This window comes from Candidatus Palauibacter sp. (genome assembly GCF_965197445.1).
Classification (GTDB): Bacteria; Gemmatimonadota; Gemmatimonadetes; order Palauibacterales; family Palauibacteraceae; genus Palauibacter.
Genome location: NZ_CBDANE010000005.1, coordinates 979,609 through 1,006,042 on the forward strand (window position 1 = coordinate 979,609; position 26,434 = coordinate 1,006,042).

Sequence of the window (26,434 nt, forward strand, 5' to 3'; positions counted from 1 at the left end):
TCGTGGCGCTCACCGCGAAGCTTGTTTTCAAGGTGTGGACGTCCAGCCGACCGCCAGCCGCTCTGGACGAGATCATCGACGTGTGGGGAGAACCGGCGTTCGACCTCGTGGGCTCGACGCGGTTTGCGCCGCTGACGCAGGGCCGGACGACATATTCCGGAGTCTCGGTCGAGCAAGCCGTGTTCCGTGTCCGGTCTCTACCCGACGTGCTGTTCTCCGACGATGTGGCGGACTACGGCTTCACGGTCGAATACGATGGGAAAGCGTGGGCGCTGGCCGACGTCATCGACCTGGACCGCCGTTTCCAGCGTATCACGCTCAGGCGCGATCCCGACGTGGCCGACTCGCGCAAGCCGTACTAGATGCCGCGCCTCCCGGCCGGGCTCCAGGCGTTTCTGTACGATGAACTGGTGGACGCGCTCAAAGACGAGACCGTCCCGACGATTCAGCGGATCATGCCGGTGCTCACCGGGCGTCTGCGGCGCTCCTGGGAAGCCGAGCGGACGCGAACCGGCGGCCGCGTTCTCAGCCGCGTCGAGTACGCCGGGTTCGTGAACCGCGGCGAATACGCTCACGAGGTGATGCGCGCCGTCGAGCGCACCGTGCCTGACATTGAGAGGCGGATCGCCCGCGCGTTCGGACGCTGGGGCCGTTCCCGCGAGGGACAGGCGTACTTCGAGCGGCGGCTGCTCGGCGACCTCCCGAGAACGATAAGGGTCAAGCTCGGCTGACCCGTGGGTCATCTCCGACCGTTCGCCGGCGTCGACCGGAACGCCCCGGGGTTCGCGGACTGGCCGTGCGCCATCTGTGGGCGGCCGGTCGAGGAGCGCGAATACCGGGGACTGCGGAAGTTCTGTTCGGACGCCTGCCGGCGCGAGGATCACCGTCGCCGGTACTTCATGTACGCCCGCCGGAAGGCCAAGGCCGAGGCGAAGCCGCGTTGGTGTGTGCTCTGCGGCGATCCGATCTCACGCTGGGATTCAGCCTGTCGGCTCACCTGTTCGGTGAGTTGCGCCCGCGAGCGCAAGCGCCGCGCCTCGTTCCTGCGGAGCATACCATAAGTGATAACGGGATCGGTATGTCCCCCTGACCCCGTTGTATATCAACGTGTTACGTGGTAAATGAAAACGGACACCCTCCGTTTGGAGGCAGTCGCGCAGCGTACTGCCTCGCGGGTTCGAACCGAGCGACCGCAAGGGAGCGAGCTCGGCGAGTCCCGCGCAGCGGAGAAGAACACCGCGATCATGATCTCAAACGTCGTCCACATGTCCCCCTCGGCATGGTCGCCCGCTGCTCGGTGCCGAAAGCCTGGCCCTCTTCGATCCTGCGCGACAATCAGTACGAAGTGTCGAAGCCGGGAGCCGTGCTCGCGAGCTCCCAAAAAAAGTTTGACATGAGCCACCTTCGCAGAACACCTTCACCGGCCGCGCTACCGAGCAGGGCAACGGTGTGCGGTACCTGGAGAGGTGGCAGAACGGCAATGCACCGGTCTCGAAAACCGGCGCCCTCACGGGCTTGGGGGTTCGAATCCCCCCCTCTCCGTTACAGATTACACCGTAAGATCTTTGACAGCAACGCATTACGTATAGGGCTCACCCGTAATGTCCTACGCGGTGTCCCACACTACAGGGGCCGAACATCATGGAAGTTTCTCTCGCCGTGCTTGCCGACTACGTCGTCGTCTCGCACGACCAGAAGCTGAGCATCCTCGGAATCTTCAATAACATCAACGGCCGCCAAGCTCCTGGAACGTTTCCCAACTGCTTCATCGTCATCGTAATGGAGCTTGCGGCTGTCGAAGCAAACCGGGAGCACGAGGTCGAGATTCGGTGCATGGATGCCGATGGAGCGCCGGTGTTCGATGCGACCGGGAAGTTTGTGGCGTCGAACGTGACCACCGGGAACGCAATACGCGCAAACCATGTGATGCAGCTCGGCCCGCATATCCAACTGCCGAGATTTGGAGACTATTCGATCTCCATCATCGTCAACAACGACCTCAAGAAGGAAATCTCGTTCAACTTCATGCGGGTGCAGCCCCCTGAGCCTCCGCAACTTCCTGCGTCTTGATGGGTGATAAGAAACTGCGTAGCAAGCTGGCGCGTACCACCCAGGGCTGCCGCGAGCGCGAGCTCCACCGCCTGTATACGAGCTACGGATTCGAGAAGAAGGAGGGAGGAAGGCATACGATCTTCAAGCATCCGAGCTACCCTCATCTCATAGGGATCGTTGCACGACATCGCCACCTGCACCGATTTTACGTCACCGACGCCTTGAAGCTGCTGGACCTGCTGGATACGTTGGAGGGCGAGGAGGAACAATGTTGAAGAAACTAAATTATTACATGACACTGCCGTACACGATCGATGTCGTGTACGAGAAATCCGGTAAGGCTCCTCCCTACGTGGCCAGGATTCTGGAATTGCCTGGTTGCATAGCTCAAGGTAGAAGCCATAACGAGGCGGTTCGAGAACTGCGCGACGCTCAGGCCCTTTTCATCGAAGCCATGCTCGAAAGCCACGTTCCTATCCCGGAACCTGCGTACACTTCGGAGGCCACCGTGACGAAGGTCACGTGCGCCTTTTCGATCCCCGAGAGCCACCTCACTACGTCGCCTCCCGCCACGTCGCGACTGGTTCCCGCCTGACCCTCCCGGGGGGAGCCTAGAAGCCGGCCAACTCCAGCGCCCCGCCTCGCTGGTCCCGCCGCCGCAGGTTGCAGGCCCGCGTCCTCCTCCGGCGTCCACAGCCCCTCATCCCGTCCACAGGCCGCCGTCGTGGCCCGCCTTCCGTATGAGCCGGTTGCAGCGACCGCGCGCTAGGTACCGCGCGCCGCAGCCCGGCTCCTCACACTTACGCGGCATCGGACGCCCTCTCCGTTTAGGCGATGTGGTATGGAAGCGGATCCCGGACCCCCGCCGCCGCAAACCCCGTCAGCCGTAGCTGGCAGGACTCGCACCTGCCGCAAGCCGCGCCTGATGGCTCCGGATCGTAGCAACTCCGCGTGAGGCCGTAGTCGACGCCCAGTTCGAGCCCGCGGCGGATGATCTCTGCCTTGGCAAGATCGATGAGGGGCGCATGGATCCGGAACGGACGGCTCCCTTCGACTCCCGCCCTGGTGCCGACGCGCGCGAGTCGCTCGAAGGCATCGATGAACTCCGGCCGACAGTCGGGATACCCGCTATAGTCGACGGCGTTGACCCCGATGAAGATATCGGCGACGGCCAGTACTTCAGCCCAGGCGAGGGCGATCGACAGGAAGATCGTGTTCCGTGCCGGGACGTATGTGACCGGTATCCCCTCGGGATCCGCGGCCGCGCTGGAACCCTTGGGCACATCCATGTCGCCGGTGAGCGCCGAGCCGCCGAATCTGCGCAGATCGATTTCCATGATCACGTGTTCGGCCACTCCCAAGGCTTCCGCCACGCGACAGGCCGCCTCGACCTCGATCTCGTGCCGCTGCCCGTACCGGAGGGTTAGCGCGTAGGGCGAGTATCCCCGCTCGGCCGCGATCGCCAGCGTGGTCGCCGAGTCCAGTCCACCGCTGAGAAGGACCACGGCTCGTCTGCCCATCAACCACCTCCTGAACGTGACGGGAACGCCCCGCCGCCGGCCTCCGGCCGCCACTTGTAACACGTCTTCGCACCGAGTTGCAACGCATGTTAGAGTGGGGCGGCAGTAGAACGACATCCTCCCCGGCGGCGTATTCGAGGACGCGGTGCGGGCGGTGGAAGTTCAACCCGGGGACCGAGCCCGCGGCGGAGGATAGGACGCGTGGACAAAGTCGACGGTGCGCCGGGCCGGGCCCCGGGCGGGAGCGCCCTCCTCACAGACCTCTATCAGCTCACCATGCTGAGGGCCTACTGGGAGTACGGAATGAACGAACTCGCCGTGTTCGAGTTCTTCGTCCGGCGACTTCCTCCCAAGCGGAACTTCCTCATCGCCGCCGGGCTGGCCCCGGCGCTCGACCACCTGGAGGGACTGCGCTTCGAACCCGACGAGCTCGAATGGCTCAGCGGGCAGCCCGGATTTCCGGCAGCGTTCGTCGAAGGGCTCACCGAGTTCCGCTTCACAGGCGATGTCGATGCGATGCCCGAGGGTACGGTCTTCTTCCCCGACGAGCCCGTGCTGCGCGTGACCGCGCCGCTCCCGCAGGCGCAACTGGTCGAAACCCGCCTGATCTCCCTCCTCAACTATTCCTCGCTCATCGCGTCGAGGGCGGTTCGCTTCGTGCTGGCTGCCCCTGGGGTGCAGCTGGTGGATTTCGGTCTGCGACGCGCGCACGGAGCGGAGGCCGGGCTGCTTGCAGCCCGCGCGGCATACCTTGCGGGCTTCGACGGCACCGCGACCGTACTGGCCGGGAAGCGCTGGGGTATTCCGACCTACGGAACCATGGCCCACTCGTTCGTTCAGGCGCACGACGGCGAATCCGAGGCCTTCCTTCGCTTCGCCCGCGCCCATCCGGACAATGCGGTACTCCTCATCGACACCTACGACACGGAGGCCGGGGCCTCGAAGGTTGTCCGCATCGCACCGCAGCTTCGCGCCGAGGGCATCGAGATCCGCGCGGTGCGTCTCGACTCCGGCGACCTCGCCGCGCACGCCTGCCGGATACGCCGGATCCTGGACGAGGGCGGCTGCCCCAATGTCCGTATCTTCGCGAGCAGTGCGCTCGACGAGCACGACGTGGCTCGGCTCTCCCGGGCCCCGATCGACGGCTTCGGCGTGGGGAGTGCGCTTACGGTATCCACGGACACGCCGACGCTCGACAGCGTATACAAACTCCAGGAGTACGCGGGTCGGCCGCGGCGGAAGCGTTCCGAGGGGAAGGCTACGTGGCCTGGGCGGAAGCAGGTTTTTCGGACCTATGCCGGTGGCCGACTCTCAGGTGATGTGCTGGGGCTCGAGGATGAAGATCCGGGCGGAGAGTCGCTGCTGAAGCCCGTGATGCGGGCGGGCGTGCGGCTGTCTCCAGATCCCGGGCTCGACGAGATTCGTGATCGGGTGCGGCGATCATGCGGATCGCTGCCGGATGGACTTCGCTCGCTCGAACCGGCCCGCACTGTATACCGGGTCGAGCCCTCACCGGGGGTCCGAGCCTTGGCAGCGGAGGCTGACCTGCGACATCGTGCGGCCGAGAGGGCGCCGGCCGGTACATGAATCAGGTGACAATGAATAGTCTCGTCGACCATCGCGGGCTGTCCCCGCTGTGGCGCCGGCTGGCGCTGGGACTCTTTCTGCTCGGATGCGGCGGCACGATCGTCGAGCTGCTGCTGCTCGAACACTTCGAGGATCCGTGGCAGTGGACGCCGATCGCGCTTCTGGGGCTGGGTCTCGCGGCTGGCGCCACCCTCGCGCTTCGTGCCACGTCCGGCAGCTTTCGCGTGTTCCGTTTACTGATGTGGCTGTACATGCTCGCGGGCGGCCTCGGCCTGTACCTGCACCTTAAGTCCAATGTGGAGTTCGAGAAGGAGATCAACCCCGCGGTCGCGGGTGGCGAACTCGTTATGAAGGTCCTGATGGGAGCCATGCCGGCTCTGGCGCCCGGGCACATGGTCCAGCTTGGCCTGCTGGGCTTCCTCGTCGTCCTGGGATACCCGGCGCCCAGGAATTCGATGCTACCGGACAAGAAGGAATAGAAATGAAATCACGTGTCTACGTCGGCGCTGCGTGCGCCACGCTCCTCGCTCAGCTGTTGGCCCCGGATCCCGCCCGCGCGCAGGTAGGGGAGAACCTCGGCCTGCTGAACCCGAATCTCGCGACCGCAGAGCAACTTGCGGGCGTACCGGGGTTGGATGCCGACGGGGTCGCCGCCATCACGGATGCCCGGCCCTTCCTGCGGATGTCGGACCTGCACGCCGTGGTGGCCGAGCACGTTCCGGCGGAGGGGCACGAAGCCGTCTATCGCGCGATGTTCGTGCCCATCGACCTCAACGACGTGACAGATGAGGAGATCCTTCTGATCCCGGGGGTCGGGAACCGCATGCTGCACGAGTTCGAGGAATATCGACCGTATGTCGCCCTCGCCCAGTTCCACCGCGAGATCGGGAAGTATGTGGACGACGACGAACTCGGGAGGCTCGCTCAGTACGTCTATGTGCGCATCGATCTCAACACGGCGTCGGAAGAGGCCATCCTGAGCATCCCCGGCGTCGGTGGCCGGATGCAGCACGAGTTCGAGGAGTACCGACCCTACTCGTCGATGGCGCAGTTTCGCCGCGAAATCGGGAAATACGTCGACGAGGATGAGGTGGAGAGGCTGGCGCGTTACGTGGAGATCCGCTGACCGGTCTCTGGACCCAATCCGCCAGCGCCGGGGGACCTTCCAGCGCCCCTGGGTGTTTCCAACTTGAACGGGCGGCGCTTCGGCGCTAGGATACAGCCGCATCGATCTCTGAAGTAGTCGTCCGGCAGAGGTGATGCGGGGTCCCTCAACCGGCATGTACCGGGGCGGAGGGGTGGAAGCGCGCGGCTGGTCAGCGTCATGGTCGCCGCGCCATGGGGAAGCGGAAACGGGCATGGCGGGTTCGGAGACTGGCTCCTCTCGGGGTCTGTTGACGGCGGGACATACCATCCACTCCGCGGATTCCGCGGACAGCGCAATCGGCGCCACGCGCACGAGGGCCACCTCCCCCGGCCCCGTGCTTCGCGTCTCTTCCCGGCTCGCCGCTACTCTTCTGGCATTCGTGGGCCTCGTGTCTGGCGCTCCCACCGCCGCCGCAGCCCAGGAAGCGCCCCAACGCCCAGGCTCGAACGGACTTGCCTTCGAGGCCGTCTCCGCAGTCCTGCCCGTCGATGCCGACGTTGAGAGCTCCAGGCGCGCGGAACCGGCCAGCGAGAGGCCGAGCCACACACCGGCATCGAACCCTCCCGCGACGGGGAGACTCTACGCCACCGCCTACGGCACAGGCAGCTGGGAAGATTCCGTCCGAGTGGGGGCATCTGCAACGGCCCATACCGACAGCATCAAGGATGCCGACGGACTCGATAACGTAGAGTTCGAATACCAGTGGGTGCGCGTGCTGAGCGGAGGCGGGGAGGTCGATATCCCAGAGGCGATCCGCTCGTGGTACTGGGTAAGTGAGGACGACATCGGTCATCGCCTGAAGGTCCGCGTCTCCTTCCTGGACGATGAAGGCCACGGCGAACGAATGGTGAGCAGTGTTTCGGGCGTCGTGGATCCGATGACACCGACCGAGCATGCAGTCCTCTCGATTACCGCTGACCGCGACACCGTGGAGGTGGGCGAGAGGATCCTGTTCACGATCACTCGCACCGGCGAGATGACCAAGGAGATCCGGGGCGACATCAACGTCCAGGGCCACGAGACCGATATCACCGCCTGGAATCTGTACGCCGTCGTGTTCCGGAACCAGATCAGGACGCGTACATGGAGCATCGAGGTAGAACCCGAGCCCAACGGTGCGCATACAGAGGGCCGGATGGTCTTCGCGGTCGTGCGTGGCATATTCGAGAGCCATGCGGTCGGCGATACGTCGGCGACCTCGGTCGTAGTGGTGCCGGCGGGTTCCCGGCCCACCGATGTGACCCCTCCGGACGTCGATCGCGCCACGGTTGACGGAGCGACGCTCGTCATCACCTACGATGAATCCCTGGGTCCGGGGTCGGCACCGGGGACCGGTGACTACAGCGTCCGGATCAACGGCGGAAGTGGCACAAGCCCCACCGGTGTGGACCTGAGCGGCACGACCGTGACGCTGACACTCGGGACCGCCGTCGCGTATGGCGACGACGTGACGGTGAGCTACACGGCGCCCACTAGCGGTGGAATCGAGGACAACTACGACAACAAGGCGGGGGACCTGACGAACCACCCCGTCACGAACAACACGCCGGCGCCGGCGCCCGTAATCGATGCCCCGGCGACCCTCAGCCTGGCTGAAGGCGTCGGGACGCACGCCTTCAGCGTGACGCTGTCCCGGGCCATAAACCAGAACGTGACCGTCATCGTCTCCGCCCAGGCCGGTACGGCGACGGCCGGGCAGAGTGGCGACTATGAAGTCGCCGCGGGCACACTGACGATCACTGCCGGCCAGACATCGTCCGGCACCCACACCATCACGATCTCCGATGACGACATCGACGAGGGGAATGAGACCTTCAGCCTCGTTCTGAGCAGCGCGTCGTCGAACGCGACCATCGGGAACGACGAGACCGTCGTGACGATCGTCGATGACGATACCCGCGGTCTGTTCCCCAGCCCCCGCACCGTAGACGTCCCGGAAGATGGGACGGCGACGTATACGCTGGTGCTGGAGTCGAAGCCGACCGCCTCCGTGACTGTGACGGCAACGCGCACCGGCGACGCGGACATCACGGTGACGGACGGCGCGTCGCTCACATTCACGGCGGACAACTGGTTCCAGCCGCAGACGGTTGAGCTGAGCGCCGCCGAGGATGCGGACAACGCCAACGGTACGGCGACGATTTCGCACGCGACCTCGGGCGGCGATTACGGAGCCAACAGCGTCAGCGCGAGCGTCACGGCGAACGAGGTGGACAACAGCGACGAGGGTGACGACAACAACGGCGGCGAAGGCGAGACGGTGTCGACGGGGGTGACCCTGAGCCTGAGCACCGACCAGGTGGGGGAATCGGACGGCCAGACGACGGTCACAGTGACGGGCCGGCTCAACGGAGATGCGATGGGGTCGCCGAAGACGGTGACCGTCAGCGTGGGCGCGGCGGGCGATGGCGCGGCGGCAGGTACGGATTACGCGACGTCGGGCGGCTTCACGTTCGAAATCGCGGCGCAGGCGACGAGCGGGAGCGGGACATTCACGATCACGCCGACCGACGACGACGTCGACGAAGGGAATGAGTCGGTGACAGTGTCGGGATCGGTGGCGGGGCTCACGGTCTCGCCGGCCACGCTCACGATCGTCGACGACGACACGCGCGGCCTGTTCGCGAGCCCCGGCACGGTGGAAGTCCCCGAGGGCGATACGGAGACGTACACGCTGGTGCTCGAGTCGAAGCCGACGGCGACGGTGACGGTGACGGCGACGCGTACCGGGGACTCGGACGTCACGGTGACCGGTGGTGCGTCACTGACCTTCACGGAGGACGACTGGTATATCCCGCAGACGGTGACCCTGAGCGCCGCGGATGACGCAGACAACCAGAACGGAACGGCGACGATCACCCATTCGACATCGGGCGGCGACTACGGCGCCGGCAACGTCACCGCAAGCGTCGCGGCGACGGAACAGGACGACGACGAGGGCGGAGGAGAAGGCGGCGGAGGCGGAGGCGGAGGTGGTGGCGGTGGTGGCGGGTCGACCTCGTCCGTCTTGACACTGAGCCTGAGTCCGTACCGCGTGGGGGAAGGGGACGGCGAGACCACCGTTACGGTGACGGGAGACCTCGACGACGGGGCCCGCAATTCAGTGACGACGGTCACGGTGAGAGTGGGCGCGAACGGAGATGGCGCGACCCCGGGGGCCGACTATGCGGCGGTGGACGACTTCACGTTCGAGATCCCGGCGGGGGAGGCGAGCGCCAGCGGGACGTTCACGATCACCCCGACCGACGACGGCCTCATTGAACGCATCGAAACGATCAGGGTGTGGGGAACCGCCACGGGGCTGAGGGTCAAGCCAACCACGCTTGTGATCGTCGACAATGACGCGCGGGGGCTGCTCGCGAGCCGGAGCACGGTGGAGGTGCCGGAAGGCGGTACCGCGACGTACACGCTGGTGCTGGAGTCGGAGCCGACGGCGACGGTGACGGTCCGGGCGACGCGAACCGGCGACACGGACATCACGGTGACCGGGGGAGCGTCGCTGACATTCACTGCGAACGACTGGTATCTCCCGCAGACGGTCACGCTGAGCGCGGCACACGATGAAGATGATGAGGACGGTACGGCGCGGATCGCACACACGGCCACTGGCGCTGACTACGACGGCGTAACGACGACGGTCACCGCGATCGAGCAAGACAAGATAGGCGCGTCGTCGAACGTGACGCTCAGCTTGAGTCCGGACGAGGTTGGCGAGGGAGACGGGCAAACGACCGTCACGGTGACGGGTCACCTCGACGGGGTGGCGCTGGCGTCGCCGACGACGGTGACGGTGAGCGTGGGCGCGCCTGGCGATGGCGCTACGGCCGGGACCGACTACGGGGCGGTGTCCGCGTTCACGTTCGACATCGCCGCGGGTGTGACCAGCGGAAGCGGAACGTTCACGATTACCCCGACCGACGACGACCTGGATGAAGAGGACGAGTCGGTGACGGTATCGGGGACCGTTACGGGGCTGGCTGTGGACGGCGCCACGCTGACGATCGTCGATGACGATGGGCGCGGTCTGTTGGCGAGCCGGAGCCTCGTGACCGTTCCCGAGGGCGAGACGGCGGAGTACACGCTGGTGCTGGAGTCGGAGCCGACGGCGACGGTGACGGTCCGGGCGACGCGAACCGGCGACGAGGACATCGCCGTGACCGGCGGAGGTTCACTGACCTTCACACGGGAGGACTGGTATCTCCCGCAGACGGTCACGCTGAGCGCGGCATACGATGACGATGATCAGGACGGGACCGCGACGATCACGCACACGGCCACCGGCGGCGACTACGACGGCGTAACGACGACGGTCACCGCGATCGAGCAGGACAAGAGGGGCGCGTCGTCCCGGGTGACGCTGAGCGTGAGTCCGGACGAGGTTGGCGAGGGAGACGGGCAAACGACCGTCACGGTGACGGGTCACCTCGACGGGGTGGCGCTGGCGTCGCCGACGACGGTGACGGTGAGCGTGGGAGCGCCTGGCGATGGCGCTACGGCCGGGACCGACTACGGGGCGGTGTCCGCGTTCACGTTCGACATCGCCGCGGGTGTGACCAGCGGAAGCGGAACGTTCACGATTGCCCCGACCGACGACGACCTGGATGAAGAGGACGAGTCGGTGACGGTATCGGGGACCGTTACGGGGCTGGCTGTGGACGGCGCCACGCTGACGATCGTCGATGACGATGGGCGCGGTCTGTTGGCGAGCCGGAGCCTCGTGACCGTTCCCGAGGGCGAGACGGCGGAGTACACGCTGGTGCTGGAGTCGGAGCCGACGGCGACGGTGACGGTCCGGGCGACGCGAACCGGCGACACGGACATCACGGTGACCGGGGGAGCGTCGCTGACATTCACTGCGAACGACTGGTATCTCCCGCAGACGGTCACGCTGAGCGCGGCATACGATGACGATGATCAGGACGGGACCGCGACGATCACGCACACGGCCACCGGCGGCGACTACGACGGCGTAACGACGACGGTCACCGCGATCGAGCAGGACAAGAGGGGCGCGTCGTCCCGGGTGACGCTGAGCGTGAGTCCGGACGAGGTTGGCGAGGGAGACGGGCAAACGACCGTCACGGTGACGGGTCACCTCGACGGGGTGGCGCTGGCGTCGCCGACGACGGTGACGGTGAGCGTGGGAGCGCCTGGCGATGGCGCTACGGCCGGGACCGACTACGGGGCGGTGTCCGCGTTCACGTTCGACATCGCCGCGGGTGTGACCAGCGGAAGCGGAACGTTCACGATTACCCCGACCGACGACGACCTGGATGAAGAGGACGAGTCGGTGACGGTATCGGGGACCGTTACGGGGCTGGCTGTGGACGGCGCCACGCTGACGATCGTCGATGACGATGGGCGCGGTCTGTTGGCGAGCCGGAGCCTCGTGACCGTTCCCGAGGGCGAGACAGCGACCTACACGCTGGTGCTGGAGTCGGAGCCGACGGCGACGGTGACGGTCCGGGCGACGCGAACCGGCGACACGGACATCACGGTGACCGGGGGAGCGTCGCTGACATTCACTGCGAACGACTGGTATCTCCCGCAGACGGTCACGCTGAGCGCGGCATACGATGACGATGATCAGGACGGGACCGCGACGATCACGCACACGGCCACCGGCGGCGACTACGACGGCGTAACGACGACGGTCACCGCGATCGAGCAGGACAAGAGGGGCGCGTCGTCCCGGGTGACGCTGAGCGTGAGTCCGGACGAGGTTGGCGAGGGAGACGGGCAAACGACCGTCACGGTGACGGGTCGCCTCGACGGGGTGGCGCTGGCGTCGCCGACGACGGTGACGGTGAGCGTGGGAGCGCCTGGCGACGGCGCTACGGCCGGGACCGACTACGGGGCGGTGTCCGCGTTCACGTTCGACATCGCCGCGGGCGCGACCAGCGGAAGCGGAACGTTCACGGTTACCCCGACCGACGACGACCTGGATGAAGAGGACGAGTCGGTGACGGTATCGGGGACCGTTACGGGGCTGGCTGTGGACGGCGCCACGCTGACGATCGTCGATGACGATGGGCGCGGTCTGTTGGCGAGCCGGAGCCTCGTGACCGTTCCCGAGGGCGAGACGGCGGAGTACACGCTGGTGCTGGAGTCGACGGTGACGGTCCGGGCGACGCGAACCGGTGACGAAGACGTCACCGTGACCGGCGGTGATTCACTGAGCTTGAGTCCGGACGAGCCGACGGCCACGGTGACGGTCCGGGCGACGCGAACCGGTGACGAAGACGTCACCGTGACCGGCGGTGATTCACTGACCTTCACACGGGAGGACTGGTATCTACCGCAGGCGGTTACGCTGAGCGCGGCACAGGATGAAGACGACGAGGACGGTACCGCGACGATCACGCACACGACCTCGGGAAGCGACTATGGGGCGAACGATGTCCGCACCAGTGTCACCGCCGTCGAAAAGGATGATGAGGGCGCGTGGACGCTGATCTTCCGCTCGGCCGGCTCCGCGGTCACGACCGTCACCGAAGGGACCGACAGCAGCGTGGAAATTGCGGTGTCGCGCGGGGCAGCCTTCTCGGAGGCGAAGGAGATCACGCTATCGGGCGGCGGTTCTGCCGTCGACGGATCCGACTGGCAGCTCGAGACCGCCACCATCACGCTCGCCGCGGGGGCAACGGAGGCGACGGGGACGATGTCGATCCTCGACGACCGACAGCTCGAGGATCCCGAGTCGGTGACGGTACGCGCCCGCGTGGACGGCAGTGAGGCGGCCTCGGGGTCGCTTGAGATCCTCGACGAAGATCGGGCGATGGTCTCGCTTGTGACCGAGACGCCGACCGTCGTGGAAGGCAGTTCCGTCACGGTGTCGGTCATCGTCGAACCGACCGATGCCGGCTGCATCGTGCCGTTCGACATCATGCCGTCGATCAGCTTCGAGGACAGCGGCGGGACGGTCTCGTCCTCGGTCCCGACCGTGGTGATGATTCCGGCCTGCGAAAGCGCGGCCACCTTCAGCTTCGACACGGACGACGATGACGAGGTGACGAGTGACCGTCTTGTAGTGTTCACCGCGGCAGTCAGCGACGACGATCGCATCTCCGGCGGAACACTGACCGTTCGCGTCACCGACAACGACAACTCACCGGCGGAGGGCGCCCCGACGATCAGCGGCATCCCGCAGGTCGGCGAGGCGCTGACGGCGCATACGGACGGGATCAGCGATGCGGACGGCCTGACCTCCGTCACCTACCGATACCAGTGGCTGCGCGTCCCGGGCGGCTCGGAGACCGAGATTCCGGGCGCTACGGAACAGACCTACCTGGTGCAGGAGACGGACGTCGGGAGCCGGCTCAAGGTGCGAGTGGACTTCGCGGACGATGCCGGCAACCCGGAGAGCCTGACGAGCGCCCCGACCGACGAGGTCAAGCCGGCCCCGGTCATCCCGGTCGTGACGATCGAGTCCGACATGACGACGGTGACTGAAGGCGAGGCCGCGCTCTTCACGATCTCCGCCGTGCCGGCGCCGGAGCGGGCACTCACCGTAAACGTCCGGATCAGCGGAACGAACGACGTGATTGCCGGCGTGCCCGTCTCTACTGTGACGGTCGCAGTTGGACAGGACAGCACCGTCCTCACCGTGCACACCGAGAACGACGAAGTCGACGAGGGCGAGGTGGCCGGTATCGTGATGGCGGCAGTGCTCGCCGGCTCGGCATACGAAGTTGGCGTGCCCGGCACAGCGGACGTGACGGTCCTGGACGATGACGAAGGGCCGATCACAGACCTGAGCGGCTGGCTGGCAAGAGTTGGCCGCACCGCGTCCGACCAGGTCGTGGAGACCGTCCGCGATCGCATGACCAGGGGTCCGGGCGGGAACCGGGTCGTAATCGGCGGCTGGGACGTCGAGGGGCTGCAGTCCCACTACGCCATCAGGCCCTCCGACCGGCTGGCGATGTGGTCGGTCGGCGACCAGTCGAACGCCGGGAAGGACGTCTACGACCTGTTCGCACGGAGCTCTATCGCCCGGTCCGGCGAGTTGGGCGGTGACGGCTACTGGTCCGTATGGGGTCGCGGCGCCAGGACTCGCTTCAGCGGTGGGGAAGGCGACGCCTCGGTCGACGGCGAACTGAACGGCTTCATGGCCGGCTTCGACCTCGCGCGCGGACGATGGCAGGGGGGCGTCGTGGTATCGCACAACCGTGCCGACGGCACCCTGGGATCGGGCCTACGAGAGCGCGATGTCGGTACGAACCTGACCGGCGCATATCCGTGGGCCCGGTATGCGCTGTCGGATCAATTCTCCGTGTGGGGAATGCTGGGCTATGCGGGCGGCAGCCTGTCTCTGGACGCCGGGTCCGATTCCGATCCGAGCGCCAGCCTCGCCATGGCGGCCTTCGGCTGGCGGGGGGACGTGGTCGGGACCAGCGGCGAGGAAGGCTTCTCGCTGGCGGTGACCTCGGACGCGATGGTATCGCGGGCCAGCACCCCCGGTGACGCGGCCATCGGCGAGCAGGACGGCGCCGCGAGCCGGGCCCGCCTCCTCGTGGAGGGGTCGCACAACTTCCAGATCGGGGACGCGACTCTGGAGCCGCTTGCCGAGGTCGGTGTGCGGCGAGATGCCGGCGATGCGGAGACGGGCGCGGGCATGGAAATGGGCGGCGGCCTGAGAGTCACGGTGCCGTCGCTGGGGCTGACCCTGCAGGGCCGCGCGCGGGGGCTCGTAGCGCACGAAGACGGCACGTACGAGGAATGGGGCGGGTCGGCCGTCCTCCGCGTCCAGCCGAACGCCTCGGGAGAGGGCCTTTCGCTCCGCGTCGCGCCTGCATGGGGCTATGCGGAAGGTGGAGCAGCCAGACTCTTCGACCGCCGCGACATGAGCGGGATCGCCTCGGGACACGGCCCGGGAATGCACCAGACCGGGCAAATGGAGGCTGAGGTCGGTTACGGGGTACCGCTCCTTGGCGGTCTCGTCGCGATGCCCTTCGGTGGCCTGATGGGCGAGGCCCGGCGCGTGGGTCTGGGACTGCGAGCCGCGTCGCTCTTCGACATCAGGTTCGAGGGGCTCGACGGATATGGCCGGCGCGCCATGCGCCTAGTCGCAGGTCTCGAGACCGGAGGGTTCACGCTGAGCCTGGAAGGCAGCCACGGCGCCCGCGGCAGCGAGGCGTCGCTCAGCCTGTGGAGCCGATTCCGGGACGAGTAGCGCGCGGCCCGCTAGGCCGCCCGGAACTCCAGCGTCAGCGGGGGCGCCCCCCCGGCCGTCACGGTCACGCGTCCGCTAACGATTCCCAGCGTGGGATGCCAGGCTTCGATCTCGTAGTCGCCCGCCGGAAGAGCCGGAAGCATGAACGTCCCGTCCTCGCCTGTGATCTCGAAGTACTCGTGCTCCAGGACGTGGATCGAAGCCATCATCCAGCCGTGGATGTCGCAGCGCACCGGAATGCCGATCTCGGGAGTCTCGAACGAGCGCGTGCTCTGGATGCCGGCCATGGGCTGCCCGAGGTTGAATCCGTCATTGGAGGCGGGAACGACCCGGACGTTGTGCAGCGTGGCGTCGCTGTTGCGGATGACGAGAGGCTGGCCCACGCGCACAGCCACCGACCCCGGCGTATACACGCACCCGGCCTGGTCGAGGAGCGCCTCGGCCTCCGGCGCCGTACCCGACGCGGGCGCGTTGACGACCCGCACGAGGACATCCGCCAAGCCACCGCCCGAGCCGACCCGCACGGGCCGGTCCATCACGACCTCGTCGTACTGATCTCGGCAGTAGGCGTCGGCGGACATGTCGATCTCCGCTCCGGCAGGCGGTTCCCCGCTGAAGCGCACCTGGCCCTCGGCCAGCAGGATGCGGCCCGTGATCATCGCGGGCTCCGTCGCCGGTGAGGTGTCCCGTTCACCCACCGTCGAGCCTGCCCCGACGGTGACGATCGCGAGCGAGCACGCCAGGACCCGACCCTTCCGCCAGCTACCAGCCATCGAACAGACCCCCATCGAACCAGTCCCATAGGAGATAGACGAGGAACTGCGTGCCCCTCGCGTCGGAATCGGTCAGCGGGAGCCGCACCCCGACGTTTAGCATCACATGCTGCCGCGTGTTGAGCGTCACCTGCATCTGAGGGACGAGATCCCACTGCGACCTTGAACCCTCGGCCAGGTCCGCGCTCCCCAGCACTTCGACCATCGGGGACCACGAGCGGCCGAACTCCCCGCTCGTGAACGTGCGTCCGAGAACCGCCCGCCAGAACCCTTCGGTCGTCTCGCCGAGGAATTCCGCGCCCGCCTGCAGGTGGAAGAAACCGTCCCCCGGGAGGATCTGGCCCAGCGCCAGAAACGGTTCGAGCCGCAGTTCGCCTTCTCCGATACCCCTCGCTTCGTCGCCGGTCGGGAGCTTGAGTTCGGTTCCGAAGCTGAAGATCGTCTGCAGACTGTGCGCCAGCGCGCGCTTGTAGCCGACCTCGATGTCGCCGAGCCCGATGCCCCAATCCGAAGCCGGGACCGCGTCACGTCCGGCCGGAGCGGCGGCGGACTCCGCGAAGCCGAAGGGGAGCGCGATCTCGATCTGGTTCCGGGAGCCGAAACGCTTCTCGTACAGGAGTTCGTTGATGACCGCGCCGGGGCCCTCCGCGTTCACCCCCGCCGTCCACACCCACTCGTCCTCCGGGTATGCCTTCTCCGTGAAGAGAGGCCGGGGGAGGTTGAGTTCGCCGCGCGGCCAGGCGCGGTCCGTGCAGAAGGTCCGGATATGGTCCATGACGGCCTGCAGCTGGTCGTCGTCGAACGCCTCGCCGAACGCGGGCATGACGTCGCTGAAGCCGCGGATCGGACCGCCGGCCTTGGAGACGATGATCCAGTCGGCGTCCGGCTCGCGCGAGGCGAAGCTGCAGTCGGTGAGGTCCGGGAGGGGGTCGTCGAACGCGATGCGGTCCGACGCCGCGCCGCGCCCATCCGACCCGTGACAGCTCGCGCAGCCGGCCTCGTAGAGCGCCATTCCGTCCGGAACGGCCTGCGGGGCCTGGGCGGCCTCCAGCGATTGCGGAACCGGCAGCATCGCCGACACGATGAAGAGAAGAGCGGCCGGACGGCGGGTTGGTTCAGCGTCGGCTGCGGGCAATCCGCGGCTCCTCCGGTGGGGGTCCGATCCTGGACCCGAGGAGGCAATCTGACAACGGGTCACGAAGCTCTGTCAATACTGATAATCGCTATCGCGGTCAAGGTTGGCGCGGTCAGAAACGAACCCCGCCGAGGAGGTCACATGAAATCCAATCGTCTGTCCCTGGGGTTCGCCCTCGCCGCGTGCGCCGTGGCCCCCTTCGTCGCCGCCTGCCAGCAGGGCTCGGGGGCCGGGGTCACCGCGTTTGTCGACGTCAACCTCATCCCGATGGATTCGGAGCGGATCCTGCCTGGGCACACGGTTCTCGTGCGGGGCGACCGGATCGTCGAAGTCGGACCGGCGGGTTCGGTCGAGGTGCCGGCCGATGCGGACCGGATCGACGGGTCCGGGAAGTACCTCATGCCGGGGCTGTCCGAGATGCACGGCCACACGCCCGGCGGGAACGCAAGCGAGGAGTTCCGGGAACAGGTGATGTTCCTCTACGCCGCGAACGGGGTGACGACGGTGCGCGGGATGCTGGGCCTTCCCGGCGACCTCGACCTGAAGGCGAAGACGAATACCGGCGAGATCTGGGGGCCCACGCTCTACCTCGCCGGCCCCAGCTTCAGCGGCGGCTCCATCGATTCGCCGGAGCAGGCCACAGAGCGGGTGTGGACGCAGAAGCGGGAGGGCTGGGACCACTTGAAGATCCACCCGGGGCTGAGCAGGGCGGAGTACGATGCCGTGGCTGCGTCGGCCGCCCAGGCCGGGATCCGCTTCGCGGGCCACGTCCCTGCCGACGTCGGAATCCGGCACGCGATCCTCATGGGCCAGGAGACCTTCGACCACCTCGACGGCTACATGGAGGACGCCGGTGGGCTGCGCGGCCCCATGGACCAGGCGAAGATGGAGGAACTCTTCAACCTGACCATCGCCGCCCGGGCGTGGGTCGTTCCCACCATGGTCCTGTGGGAGGTCGGCGTGATCGGCCTCGGCGACCCCGAAGCGCTGGCGGCCTATCCCGAGATGCGCTACTGGCCGCCGCAGGGCGTTGAGGGCTGGAGGAACCGCCTCTCTGGCATCCAGGCGTCGGGCGGCTGGGACGTGGAGCGCGCCCGCCTGCACGCGAGCAACCGGACACAGCTGCTCGGGATGATGAACGAGGTCGGCGTGGGGATCCTGATGGGCACCGATTCGCCGCAGATGTTCAGCGTTCCCGGCTTTTCGATCCACCGCGAACTCGCGGCGATGGCCGAGGCCGGGATGTCCCCCTACGAGATCCTCGTCACCGGCACCCGCAACGTCGGGGACTACTTTCAGCGATACGACTCCTTCGGGACGGTGGCCGCGGGCCGCCGGGCGGATCTCATCCTCACGAACTCCAACCCGCTCGGTGACGTGGCGAACATCGCCGACCGCGCCGGCGTCATGGTGCGCGGCGTGTGGAAGTCCGAGGGAGAGATTCAGGAAGGGCTGGCCGCCATCGCCGCCAGCCTCGGCAACTGAGAGCCGATGCAGCTTTAGCGAGAATCGGATAGTTGTTGCAAAAGCTGGATCTTGCAGAACTCCATCAGTTCGAGCTTGCACGCGATCTTTCGATCGCTCTGCTGAAGGGCTGGTTGACGCGGTACAAGTTCAAGGACTGGATCGTAACCGAGACGCAGGGAGAGACCGTCACGGAGGAGATGAAGGAGGAACGCGCCGCTTGGATCGCGCTTCAATTGAACGACCACGAGCGTTGGCTCACCCACGGGAGGGGAATCGATATGCAAACTCTCCGGGACGAGCTTAAGCTCAAGATCACGGATTTCGGTGACGATTCCGACTTGAAGAAGGCCGTCTGGGACTACTTCTGGTTCTTGCGAGACCACATGGCTCGAAACGGTCTCGTGTCGTTTGTCCACAATCCCTACTTCTTCTAGCGGAGGCTAACGATGGAGAAGGACCGGGTAGCCGACATTGTCGAGAAGAATCCGAAGATCGACAGGGCCGCCGTGGAACGCAGTCAGGAGGCGGCCAAGCGGCTCGCCGATGTGGGCATCAAGGTAGGTGGATACCGACTGAAGCCCGCACTGGGTGGCGCGACGATCAGGAATTCCGACCAAACGCTTCGGGGACGTGGAGGTGTGTAGCCCGGAGGCCGAGATGACCCGAAACAGACAAACGCCGGGGCGCGTGGAGCGCCACGAAGGGATCATCACGGTGCGGGGCGGTGGCCGGCACCGCGCGTGGAACGGGATCGAATACAAGACGGGGATGTGGGCGGAGAACGTCGGCTCGGGCGCGCTCTCCATGAACGTGGCGATGATCCCGCCCGGCGGCGTCGCCAAGGCGCACATCCACGTGGACTTCGAGGTGATGCTCTATATCCTCGAGGGACACGTGCGACATGAGTTCGGCCCGCGGCTCGAGAAGACGCTCGATAACGAAGCGGGTGACTTCATCTTCATCGAGCCCGGGGTCCCGCACGAGGTGTTCAATTTGAGCGATACGGAGCCGGTGGTGGCCGTGGTCGCCCGCTCCGATGCGCGCGAGTGGGAGAACATCGTCGACTTCGAGCGCCCCGCGCGAGAGTAGGCGGTAACGCAGGTCGAGAATGCCGGCCGTTCAGAATCCGAGCGACGCAGTCTCCCGCCTCACGTCCCCCGCCGCAGTCATCACCCCGGTTTCCGGATCGCGCCAAGTCACCGTGGGAGCGCCCGCGCGCCAGTTCCACAGGCCCCACGAGCGCACGTCGTGGCCCAGGGCGCGCAACGCCTCGGCCGTCTCCGCCGGGATCCGGTCCTCCATGTAGAGGACGGCGGGATTGCGGTTCACCTCGCTCCCGGTGGCCGGGAAGTTGTAGCTGCCGAAACGGGGCTGGTCTACGGCCTGCTCGGGGGACATCCCCCACAGCGTCACGTTCAGAAAGACCTGCAGGAGAGCCTGCATCTGCTGGTCGCCGCCGGGGGTGGAGAGCCCCATGAACGGCCGGCCATCCTTCATCACCAGAAGGGGGGAGTTCGTGTTACGCGGGCGCTTGCCGGGCGCCATCACGTTGGCCAGCTCGGGGTCCAGGTTGAACTGACCCATGCGGTTGCCCAGCCCGAATCCCCATCCCGGGATCATCGGGGTGAAGGTGTGACCGTCGCTCTCGGTGAGGGAAAACATGTTGCCCTCCCCGTCCATGACATTGAGGGAGGATGTGTCGGTGGAGGGGACTTCACCGGAGGGCCGACCTCCCGGCGCCACGAAGCTCACGGGCGCGCCGTCCGCCACCGCCGCCATCCGTTCCGGATCGCCCCACGGAGGCATATCCTGAAATGCGCTCTTCTCGTCGATGAGCCCGATGCGTTTGCGCGCGTACGCCTTCCCGTACAGTCCCTCCGGAGCAGGGGCGAAATCCGGATCCCCGACGTACCTGTGGGCGTCCGCCATCGCCAGGTTGATCACCTGTGAGACGACGTGGATATACTCCGGCGTGTTGTAGCCGAGGGCGCGCAGGTCGTAGTTCTCCAGCATGTTGAGCATCAGAATGATGCGCGGGCCCTGGCTCCATCCATCGCCGGTGTAGACGTCGTAGCCGTTGAAACCGGTTCCCAGAGGCTCCTCCCAGCGACCCTCGTATCCGGCCATGTCCTCGTAACGGACGATGCCGTCATGCTCCCGGAAGAATCGGTCCACGTCGCGCGCCGGGTCGCCCCGGTAGAAGGCGTCCCGAGCGGCGCGAATCCCTTCGGAACGGATTCCTCCCGCCGCCAGCGCCTGCCGCTCGGCCTCCATCATGTAGCGGATGAGCCTCCCCAGATCGGTATTCACCATGAGATCGCCCAGACGCTGCTCGCCGACCCCGTTGGGGAACCAGAAGCCGCGATTGTAGGGAAAAGTGAGGATCCCCTCCATCTGATCCTCGATCATCCATTTCTGCATCTTGTAGAGGTGATAGCCCTCCTCCACGATGCGCAGCGTCGGCTGCGCGGCCTCGCTGAAGCTGAAGGTGCCGAAACGGTCGAGCGCGGCGAGCCAGACATCCACGTCCGCGGGAATCAGCGCGTTGTTGATGGGCGACTTGCCGTGTGCGAGGAAGTAGTCGAGGGTGGCGAGCGCGGGTGAGGTCCCCGCCCCGACCCGAGTGATCACGTGGTCCTCGGCGGCGCTGTAGAGGATGAGCGGCGCAACCCCGGTCCATCCCGCGTAGTCCATCTTGAGCGCCTTGAGCGCCATCCCTGCAGTCACTCCGGCGTCGAAGGCGTTGCCTCCGGCCTTGAGCACGTCGTACCCGGCCTGCGTGGCCAGGTAGTGCCCGGAGGAGATCACCCCGTGCGTGCCCATGACGCGCGGCCGCATGGCCTCGACGTTGTCGGCGTCGTGTACGTGGCCGTAACTGCGGAACGGGGCGATGGTGGCGACGACGCCTTCCTCCGCGGAAGCGGATTCCTCCGGAGCGCCCATCCACGGACCGCACCAGGCGGTGAGTGCCAGAGCCGCGACGGCGACCACACATGCCAGAGGCTTCATTGCGTCATCCTCCTGTTTCTGCCCGAGATGGCGACCCGGCCGACGGTTCCCTTTGACGCAGATTCGGAGAGAGGATTACGGTTCCCTCTCCATACGGTCCGCAACCTTGCGGAGATAGTCGGCTATCGCCTGCTCGCTGAGCGCGTTACGCCGCTTGCACTCGCCGCTCCACCCGAACCCGCGGACGGCAGAGTACGATCCTGCCGCAGCCCAAGCGGCAATGACAACGACGCCGCCGGAGTCCTCAGAGCTGAGACCATCGGAATCATCGGCTACCCATGCCAGAAACCCGAGCGGCGCCACCACTCCGTAGACGACATCGGCGACCGGCGCGACGATGCTTCGCGTGCAGTAGCCTCGCGCAACCGGGCTGTCGCCGGGCGGCGGTTTTTCCATGAACAGGATTGAACAGCCGGCAGACAGCGCGGAGACCAAGAGAACGGATGTGAGTTTTTTCATCTTCAGTCCTCTACTTGAGAAACGCGGGCGCTCCTGGCACCACCGCCGTACGTAGACTCGCGCTGGTCTCCGTCCCGCTCGAGCGCGGGCCTCTTCGGCGTTGCACCCTCGAAGGACGGCTGGCGAGACGGCGTATGTCTGCTACCCCAGGAGAATAGCAACGCCCACAGTGCTGTACGAGTCCCCCGGGACGTCAGACCGCGGCCAGCGACTCCAGCGCGGCGAGGGTTTCGGCTCGGCCGCGCGCTTCCGGGAAGGGCTCGAGCGCCAGGGCGACCATGCCGGTCGCGTTCGCCACTGCGAAGCTGATCCCGTTCAAGTTGCGCTCTGGAGGAACGTTCGGGATCGGGCGGGGATAGCCGGAGGCGTAGAGCACTCGCCGGCCGTCGCGTCGGCCGCTGCAGATGGTGTCCCGGGGGAGGTCCCAGTCGAGGCAGACGCCGAGTGCGCCGGGGAGGCTGCCCGGGAGCCAGCGCTCACCCTCGTGCGAGTAGGCTGCGATGACGAGCGTCCCGCGCTGCACGGCTCGATCGACCGCGGGCTGCAGCACCTCGATGCGGCTCTGGCGCGGCGTCCCGAGGCTCAAATTCGCCACCCGGCAGCCCTGCTCTCCGGCCCAGTCGATCGCCTTCGCCAGCGTCGGGGCACTCGTCGCCAGCTCGGCGTGAAAGACGCGAGCGACGTGGACCCGCGCGCCCGGCGCCTTCTCCTGGATGGCCGCCGTGACGGCGGTCCCGTGGCCGAGCCGGTCCACGAGGTCGTCGTGTGCGGTCCCGTCGGGAGTAAGCGCGATCCCGCCGGCGATCAGGCCGAGGTGCCGGTGGCCCGGATGCGCACCGCTGTCGATGACCGCGATCGAGACCCCCCGGCCCGTCCGCCCACGCAGCGCCGCCGCTCCCAGGCGGACCATAAGCGGACGCGTCACGTGGGGTCGGTCGCGAACAGGGCTCGGAACGGCCCGGGCCGGCCGTCCAGATCCGCCGGTCGCCCGTCCTGTGCGACGCGCCCGTCGCGGATCACGACCGCCCGGTCCGCGCGCCTCGCCAACTCGGGCCGGTGCGTGATGAGCACGGTGGTGCGCTCCCGCATCAGCGCCGCGTAGCCCTCCAGCAGCCGCGCCTCCGAAGCCGGGTCGAGCGCGCCCGTGGCTTCGTCCAGCACCAGCACGGCCGGATCGGTAAGAAAGGCGCGCGCCACCGCCACCCGCTGCCGCTCCCCGGCGGAGAGCTGCCGGCCGCGTTCCCCGACGACGGTCCCGGCGCCCTCGGGCAGCGACGCCAGCAGTCCGTCCAGCGCGGCGGCGCCCAGTGCGCCGAGCACCTCGGAGTCCGACGCCCCGGGCTCCGCGTAGCGTACGTTCTCCGCGATCGACGCGTGGAAGATGAAGGGGTCCTGCTCCACGACGGCGACATGCCGGCGGATGTCGGCCAGCGCGAGCGTTCGCAGGTCCCGCCCGTCGAGCAGTACGCGCCCGCCGTCGGGGTCGAGCTGCCGGGAGAGCAGATCCGCGATCGTCGACTTCCCGCTCCCGCTCGCGCCGACCAGCGCCACCACCTGCCCGGCGGGAATCTCGAGCGACACGCCCTCCAGAACTTCGCCCCCGCGGCCGAACCCGAGCCGTACGTCGTCGAGGACCAACGCCCCCTCCGCCCGCTCCAGCCGCGCGGCCCCCTCCGCCTCCGCGACCTCGGGCGGGGTGTCGAAGAGCTCGTGCACCCGCACCAGCGACGCCCGGGCGCTCGCGAGGTTGGCGTAGAGCCCCATGAGTGCCTGTACCGGGAAGAGCAGCCGCATCTGGTACGCCATGAAGGCGACGAACGTCCCCAGCGTCGTCGCCTCCGTGATCACCCGGTAGCCGCCATACAGAAACACGGCAGCCGTCCCCGTCTGCAGCAGGAGCCCGGGCAGCCCTCCCGCCAGGTACGTGAACCAGCGCATCGACAGCAGCGCGCGCACAAAGCGGTCGTTGTGACGCCCGAACCGGTCCGCCTCGCGCTCCTGCGCATTGGCCGCGACCACCGTTCTCATCCCCTGCATGGTCTCGATGAGGAAGCTCCCGATGTTCGCGCTCCGCTCGCGCAGCTGGGTCACACGTCCCTCGAGCTGCCGCCGGTATCGGACCAGCGCCCACAGACTCGGCGGCAACGCGACCAGCCCCACCAGGAAGAGCCGCGCGTCGAGCCACACCAGCATCGCCACCGTCCCCACCAGGAATAGGACGTTGCCGAACAGGCCGAGCGCCGCATCCGCGGTCACCCGCTGGATCTCGCCGATGTCGTTGTTGATGCGGGAGACGATGTCGCCGAGCGGCGTCCGGGCGTAGAAGCGCGGCGAGAGTCTCTGGAGGTGGCGGTACAGGGCCAGCCGCATGTCGAACAGGATGCCGGCCGAGACCCGCGTGTATCGCATCCCGCTCGCCACGTTCGCGACGAAACTGAGCATCGTGATCCCGACGAACAGACCTACGATCCGCAGCAGCAGGGGGAAGTCCTGCCCGAGGATCGCATCGTCGATCATCGCCTTGGAGAGGTACGGAAGCGCCAGGCCCAGGGCGGTGCCCGCCGTGGAGAGCAGCACCACCGGAAGCAAAGCCCCCGCGTACGGTCGAACGTAGGCGAGGGCTCGGCGAAGGTGCGGGTCGCGAATCACCCCGCTAGGGGTCGGGTACCACGACGACGCTCGTCATGTCGGCGTCCAGCGTGACCGTGCGCAGGAGCTCGAACGTTTCCTCGTCGTAGACGTCGATCGTGCTTCCGGCATTGTAGATGTAGAGCCGTTGCCCGTCGGCGCTCGGCATCAGCGCCATCCGCGGGCGCCCCGCGAACGTGATGCGGTCCGAGACCCGCCGCCCCGCGAGGTCGAACTTCCACATCTCGTAGTGACCGATCTGCGACTTGAGCCCGTACCCCTTCGTCCCGTCCGGGGAGAGCGCGAACGACACGCGCTCGGAGGGCCCGATGGGGTGGAACTCCACCGCCTGCTCCGCCAGGTCCACGGTCGCGAAGCCCATCAGCCGCCGGTTCTGGACCGGATCCATCACGCGGAAGAGACCAGTGTAGACACCTTCCTCCTCCTGGTACGGACTCTCTCCGAAGGGGAGCGTCATCGCGCCCAACCCTGTCTCGAACGGCTCGGAGATCGCCCAGCGGTCCACTTCCTCGAACGTCTCCGAGTCGACCGCGATCAGATCGTCCGAGAACATGTACAGGAGGTCCCCGTCGGGGGAAAAACGGAAATTGGCGTTCTGTCGCAGCTCCTCGCCGGGCCACGGGATCGTGTCCGTCACCTCGTAGCTCGTGAGGTCGAAGCGGAGGATCGTCGGTTCGTCGATCTGGTAGCGGTCCGCCAGCTTCGTCCGGCTCTGCACGAGAATGGCGGCCCACTCCAGGTTCGGATGGACCTGAAACGACCGGATCCACGTCCGCGTCGAACCCTCGCTCAACGTGAACTCGCCGACGGATTCCTTCGAGGGGAGGGCGATGATTTCCACCGTCTCGAAGAACGGATCCAGAACGTAGAGCCGCGATCGATCGTCGGAGAGGGTGAGGCGAAGCGAGATCGGACGCTTGACCTGAATCCGGTCCACGACCTGCTCCGTCGCCTCGTCCCACACCAGCACTTCGTTGCTGTAGTTGCCCATGTACCAATGGGCGTTGCGGCCGTTCGCCGCGCCGCCGCCGTTCTCCTGTGCCGCCAGCGCCGTGGCGAAGAGGAGCCCGCAAGCGGACGCCACGATCGGGGCCATCCGGCCCCTGAAGCGCCTGCGTCGGATCACGGGAAGACCAGGTCGAGCTTGCGCCAGTCCTTCTGCGCCGAGGCGCACTGCGATGTCCAGTCCGGTGAGTGATTGAGCTGGTCGGGCACGTGCGCGGGCCAGAAGCAGGCGAGATGGCAGTCGAACAGGTCCCGCTCGACCGGCTGGCAGAGCCCGGCCGTCCCCCCGCTCGAATCCACCTCCCAGCCGGGCGAGAAGACGAGCGAGCAGCCGAGGGGAATGTGCGGCCCCTCCGGCGGGCGGCTCTCCAGACCCACCACGTCGAGTTGTTCGCGCGCCACCTGCGCCTCGATCCGGCCAGCCTTCTGGTTGATCGGCTTCAAGTGTTTCACGGCTCT

Annotated in this window: 22 protein-coding genes and 1 tRNA gene; 14 read left to right on the forward strand and 9 right to left on the reverse strand. The window is 67.0% G+C overall.

Annotation, left to right across the window (positions count from 1 at the left end; genetic code table 11):
• Nucleotides 1–2 precede the first annotated feature (2 nt).
• The 6 genes from ACN9M6_RS11645 (at nucleotide 3) to ACN9M6_RS11670 (ending at nucleotide 2,647) form a co-directional block, all read left to right on the forward strand.
• Entirely contained in the window at nucleotides 3–362 is a 360-nt protein-coding gene (locus ACN9M6_RS11645; protein WP_419163068.1) for a hypothetical protein, read from the forward strand.
• Nucleotides 363–731: a hypothetical protein gene (locus ACN9M6_RS11650; RefSeq protein ID WP_419163069.1), complete on the forward strand. Its 369-nt coding sequence runs from the start codon at nucleotides 363–365 to the stop codon at nucleotides 729–731. It abuts the gene before it with no gap.
• Nucleotides 732–1,460: 729 nt separating this feature from the next.
• A tRNA-Ser gene (locus ACN9M6_RS11655) sits at nucleotides 1,461–1,542 on the forward strand.
• Nucleotides 1,543–1,641: 99 nt separating this feature from the next.
• Nucleotides 1,642–2,070: a DUF6941 family protein gene (locus ACN9M6_RS11660; protein ID WP_419163070.1), complete on the forward strand. Its 429-nt coding sequence runs from the start codon at nucleotides 1,642–1,644 to the stop codon at nucleotides 2,068–2,070.
• A complete protein-coding gene (locus tag ACN9M6_RS11665) occupies nucleotides 2,070–2,327 on the forward strand; it encodes a hypothetical protein (protein WP_419163071.1) in 258 nt (85 codons plus the stop codon). The genes ACN9M6_RS11660 and ACN9M6_RS11665 overlap by 1 nt, the downstream gene beginning before the upstream one ends.
• Nucleotides 2,324–2,647 carry a type II toxin-antitoxin system HicB family antitoxin gene (locus ACN9M6_RS11670; RefSeq protein ID WP_419163072.1) on the forward strand — a complete coding sequence of 108 codons (324 nt, stop codon included), beginning with the start codon at nucleotides 2,324–2,326 and terminating at the stop codon, nucleotides 2,645–2,647. Before ACN9M6_RS11665 ends, ACN9M6_RS11670 begins: the two co-directional genes overlap by 4 nt.
• 232 nt (nucleotides 2,648–2,879) lie before the next feature.
• Here the strand turns inward: ACN9M6_RS11670 and queC are convergent, their stop codons facing one another.
• Nucleotides 2,880–3,572 carry a 7-cyano-7-deazaguanine synthase QueC gene (queC, locus tag ACN9M6_RS11675; protein WP_419163073.1) on the reverse strand — a complete coding sequence of 231 codons (693 nt, stop codon included), beginning with the start codon at nucleotides 3,570–3,572 and terminating at the stop codon, nucleotides 2,880–2,882.
• A 201-nt stretch (nucleotides 3,573–3,773) separates the two neighbouring features.
• Here queC and ACN9M6_RS11680 point away from each other — a divergent pair, with 201 nt between their 5' ends.
• From ACN9M6_RS11680 to ACN9M6_RS11695, 4 genes are all read left to right on the forward strand, one after another.
• Nucleotides 3,774–5,159: a nicotinate phosphoribosyltransferase gene (locus ACN9M6_RS11680; protein WP_419163074.1), complete on the forward strand. Its 1,386-nt coding sequence runs from the start codon at nucleotides 3,774–3,776 to the stop codon at nucleotides 5,157–5,159.
• Between the two features lie 11 nt (nucleotides 5,160–5,170).
• Nucleotides 5,171–5,638 (forward strand): hypothetical protein, encoded by a 468-nt coding sequence (locus ACN9M6_RS11685; RefSeq protein ID WP_419163075.1) that lies wholly within the window; start codon nucleotides 5,171–5,173, stop codon nucleotides 5,636–5,638.
• Nucleotides 5,639–5,640: 2 nt separating this feature from the next.
• Nucleotides 5,641–6,285, forward strand: a complete 645-nt coding sequence (locus ACN9M6_RS11690; RefSeq protein WP_419163076.1) for a hypothetical protein — start codon at nucleotides 5,641–5,643, stop codon at nucleotides 6,283–6,285.
• A 646-nt stretch (nucleotides 6,286–6,931) separates the two neighbouring features.
• Nucleotides 6,932–15,478, forward strand: a complete 8,547-nt coding sequence (locus ACN9M6_RS11695; RefSeq protein ID WP_419163077.1) for a Calx-beta domain-containing protein — start codon at nucleotides 6,932–6,934, stop codon at nucleotides 15,476–15,478.
• 11 nt (nucleotides 15,479–15,489) lie between these two features.
• Here the strand turns inward: ACN9M6_RS11695 and ACN9M6_RS11700 are convergent, their stop codons facing one another.
• Nucleotides 15,490–16,251, reverse strand: coding sequence for a carboxypeptidase regulatory-like domain-containing protein (locus ACN9M6_RS11700; protein WP_419163078.1), 762 nt, complete (start codon nucleotides 16,249–16,251; stop codon nucleotides 15,490–15,492).
• On the reverse strand, nucleotides 16,241–17,386 hold the full coding sequence (locus tag ACN9M6_RS11705; RefSeq protein ID WP_419163079.1) for a c-type cytochrome: 1,146 nt from the start codon (nucleotides 17,384–17,386) through the stop codon (nucleotides 16,241–16,243). The genes ACN9M6_RS11700 and ACN9M6_RS11705 overlap by 11 nt, the downstream gene beginning before the upstream one ends.
• Nucleotides 17,387–17,527: 141 nt before the next feature.
• On the opposite strand from ACN9M6_RS11705, the gene ACN9M6_RS11710 reads away from it, so the two are divergent.
• From ACN9M6_RS11710 to ACN9M6_RS11725, 4 genes are read left to right on the forward strand one after another with little or no spacing between them, the layout of a single operon-like run.
• Nucleotides 17,528–18,871 (forward strand): amidohydrolase family protein, encoded by a 1,344-nt coding sequence (locus ACN9M6_RS11710; protein ID WP_419163080.1) that lies wholly within the window; start codon nucleotides 17,528–17,530, stop codon nucleotides 18,869–18,871.
• A 35-nt stretch (nucleotides 18,872–18,906) separates the two neighbouring features.
• Entirely contained in the window at nucleotides 18,907–19,287 is a 381-nt protein-coding gene (locus ACN9M6_RS11715; protein WP_419163081.1) for a hypothetical protein, read from the forward strand.
• Between the two features lie 12 nt (nucleotides 19,288–19,299).
• The gene (locus ACN9M6_RS11720) at nucleotides 19,300–19,497 is read left to right on the forward strand and encodes a hypothetical protein (RefSeq protein ID WP_419163082.1); all 198 of its coding nucleotides are present in this window, start codon (nucleotides 19,300–19,302) and stop codon (nucleotides 19,495–19,497) included.
• 13 nt (nucleotides 19,498–19,510) lie between these two features.
• On the forward strand, nucleotides 19,511–19,942 hold the full coding sequence (locus tag ACN9M6_RS11725) for a cupin domain-containing protein (protein WP_419163083.1): 432 nt from the start codon (nucleotides 19,511–19,513) through the stop codon (nucleotides 19,940–19,942).
• A gap of 30 nt (nucleotides 19,943–19,972) precedes the next feature.
• On the opposite strand, the gene ACN9M6_RS11730 is transcribed toward ACN9M6_RS11725, so the two are convergent.
• The 6 genes from ACN9M6_RS11730 to qhpC form a co-directional block, all read right to left on the reverse strand.
• Nucleotides 19,973–21,862, reverse strand: coding sequence for a gamma-glutamyltransferase family protein (locus ACN9M6_RS11730; RefSeq protein ID WP_419163084.1), 1,890 nt, complete (start codon nucleotides 21,860–21,862; stop codon nucleotides 19,973–19,975).
• A gap of 75 nt (nucleotides 21,863–21,937) precedes the next feature.
• Nucleotides 21,938–22,321, reverse strand: a complete 384-nt coding sequence (locus tag ACN9M6_RS11735) for a hypothetical protein (RefSeq protein ID WP_419163085.1) — start codon at nucleotides 22,319–22,321, stop codon at nucleotides 21,938–21,940.
• Nucleotides 22,322–22,514: 193 nt separating this feature from the next.
• Nucleotides 22,515–23,246: a S8 family serine peptidase gene (locus ACN9M6_RS11740; protein WP_419163086.1), complete on the reverse strand. Its 732-nt coding sequence runs from the start codon at nucleotides 23,244–23,246 to the stop codon at nucleotides 22,515–22,517.
• The gene (locus tag ACN9M6_RS11745; RefSeq protein WP_419163087.1) at nucleotides 23,243–24,970 is read right to left on the reverse strand and encodes an ABC transporter ATP-binding protein; all 1,728 of its coding nucleotides are present in this window, start codon (nucleotides 24,968–24,970) and stop codon (nucleotides 23,243–23,245) included. The genes ACN9M6_RS11740 and ACN9M6_RS11745 overlap by 4 nt, the downstream gene beginning before the upstream one ends.
• A gap of 4 nt (nucleotides 24,971–24,974) precedes the next feature.
• Nucleotides 24,975–26,054, reverse strand: a complete 1,080-nt coding sequence (locus ACN9M6_RS11750) for a YncE family protein (RefSeq protein ID WP_419163088.1) — start codon at nucleotides 26,052–26,054, stop codon at nucleotides 24,975–24,977.
• Between the two features lie 38 nt (nucleotides 26,055–26,092).
• Entirely contained in the window at nucleotides 26,093–26,428 is a 336-nt protein-coding gene (gene qhpC, locus ACN9M6_RS11755) for a quinohemoprotein amine dehydrogenase subunit gamma (protein WP_419163089.1), read from the reverse strand.
• Nucleotides 26,429–26,434 lie beyond the last annotated feature (6 nt).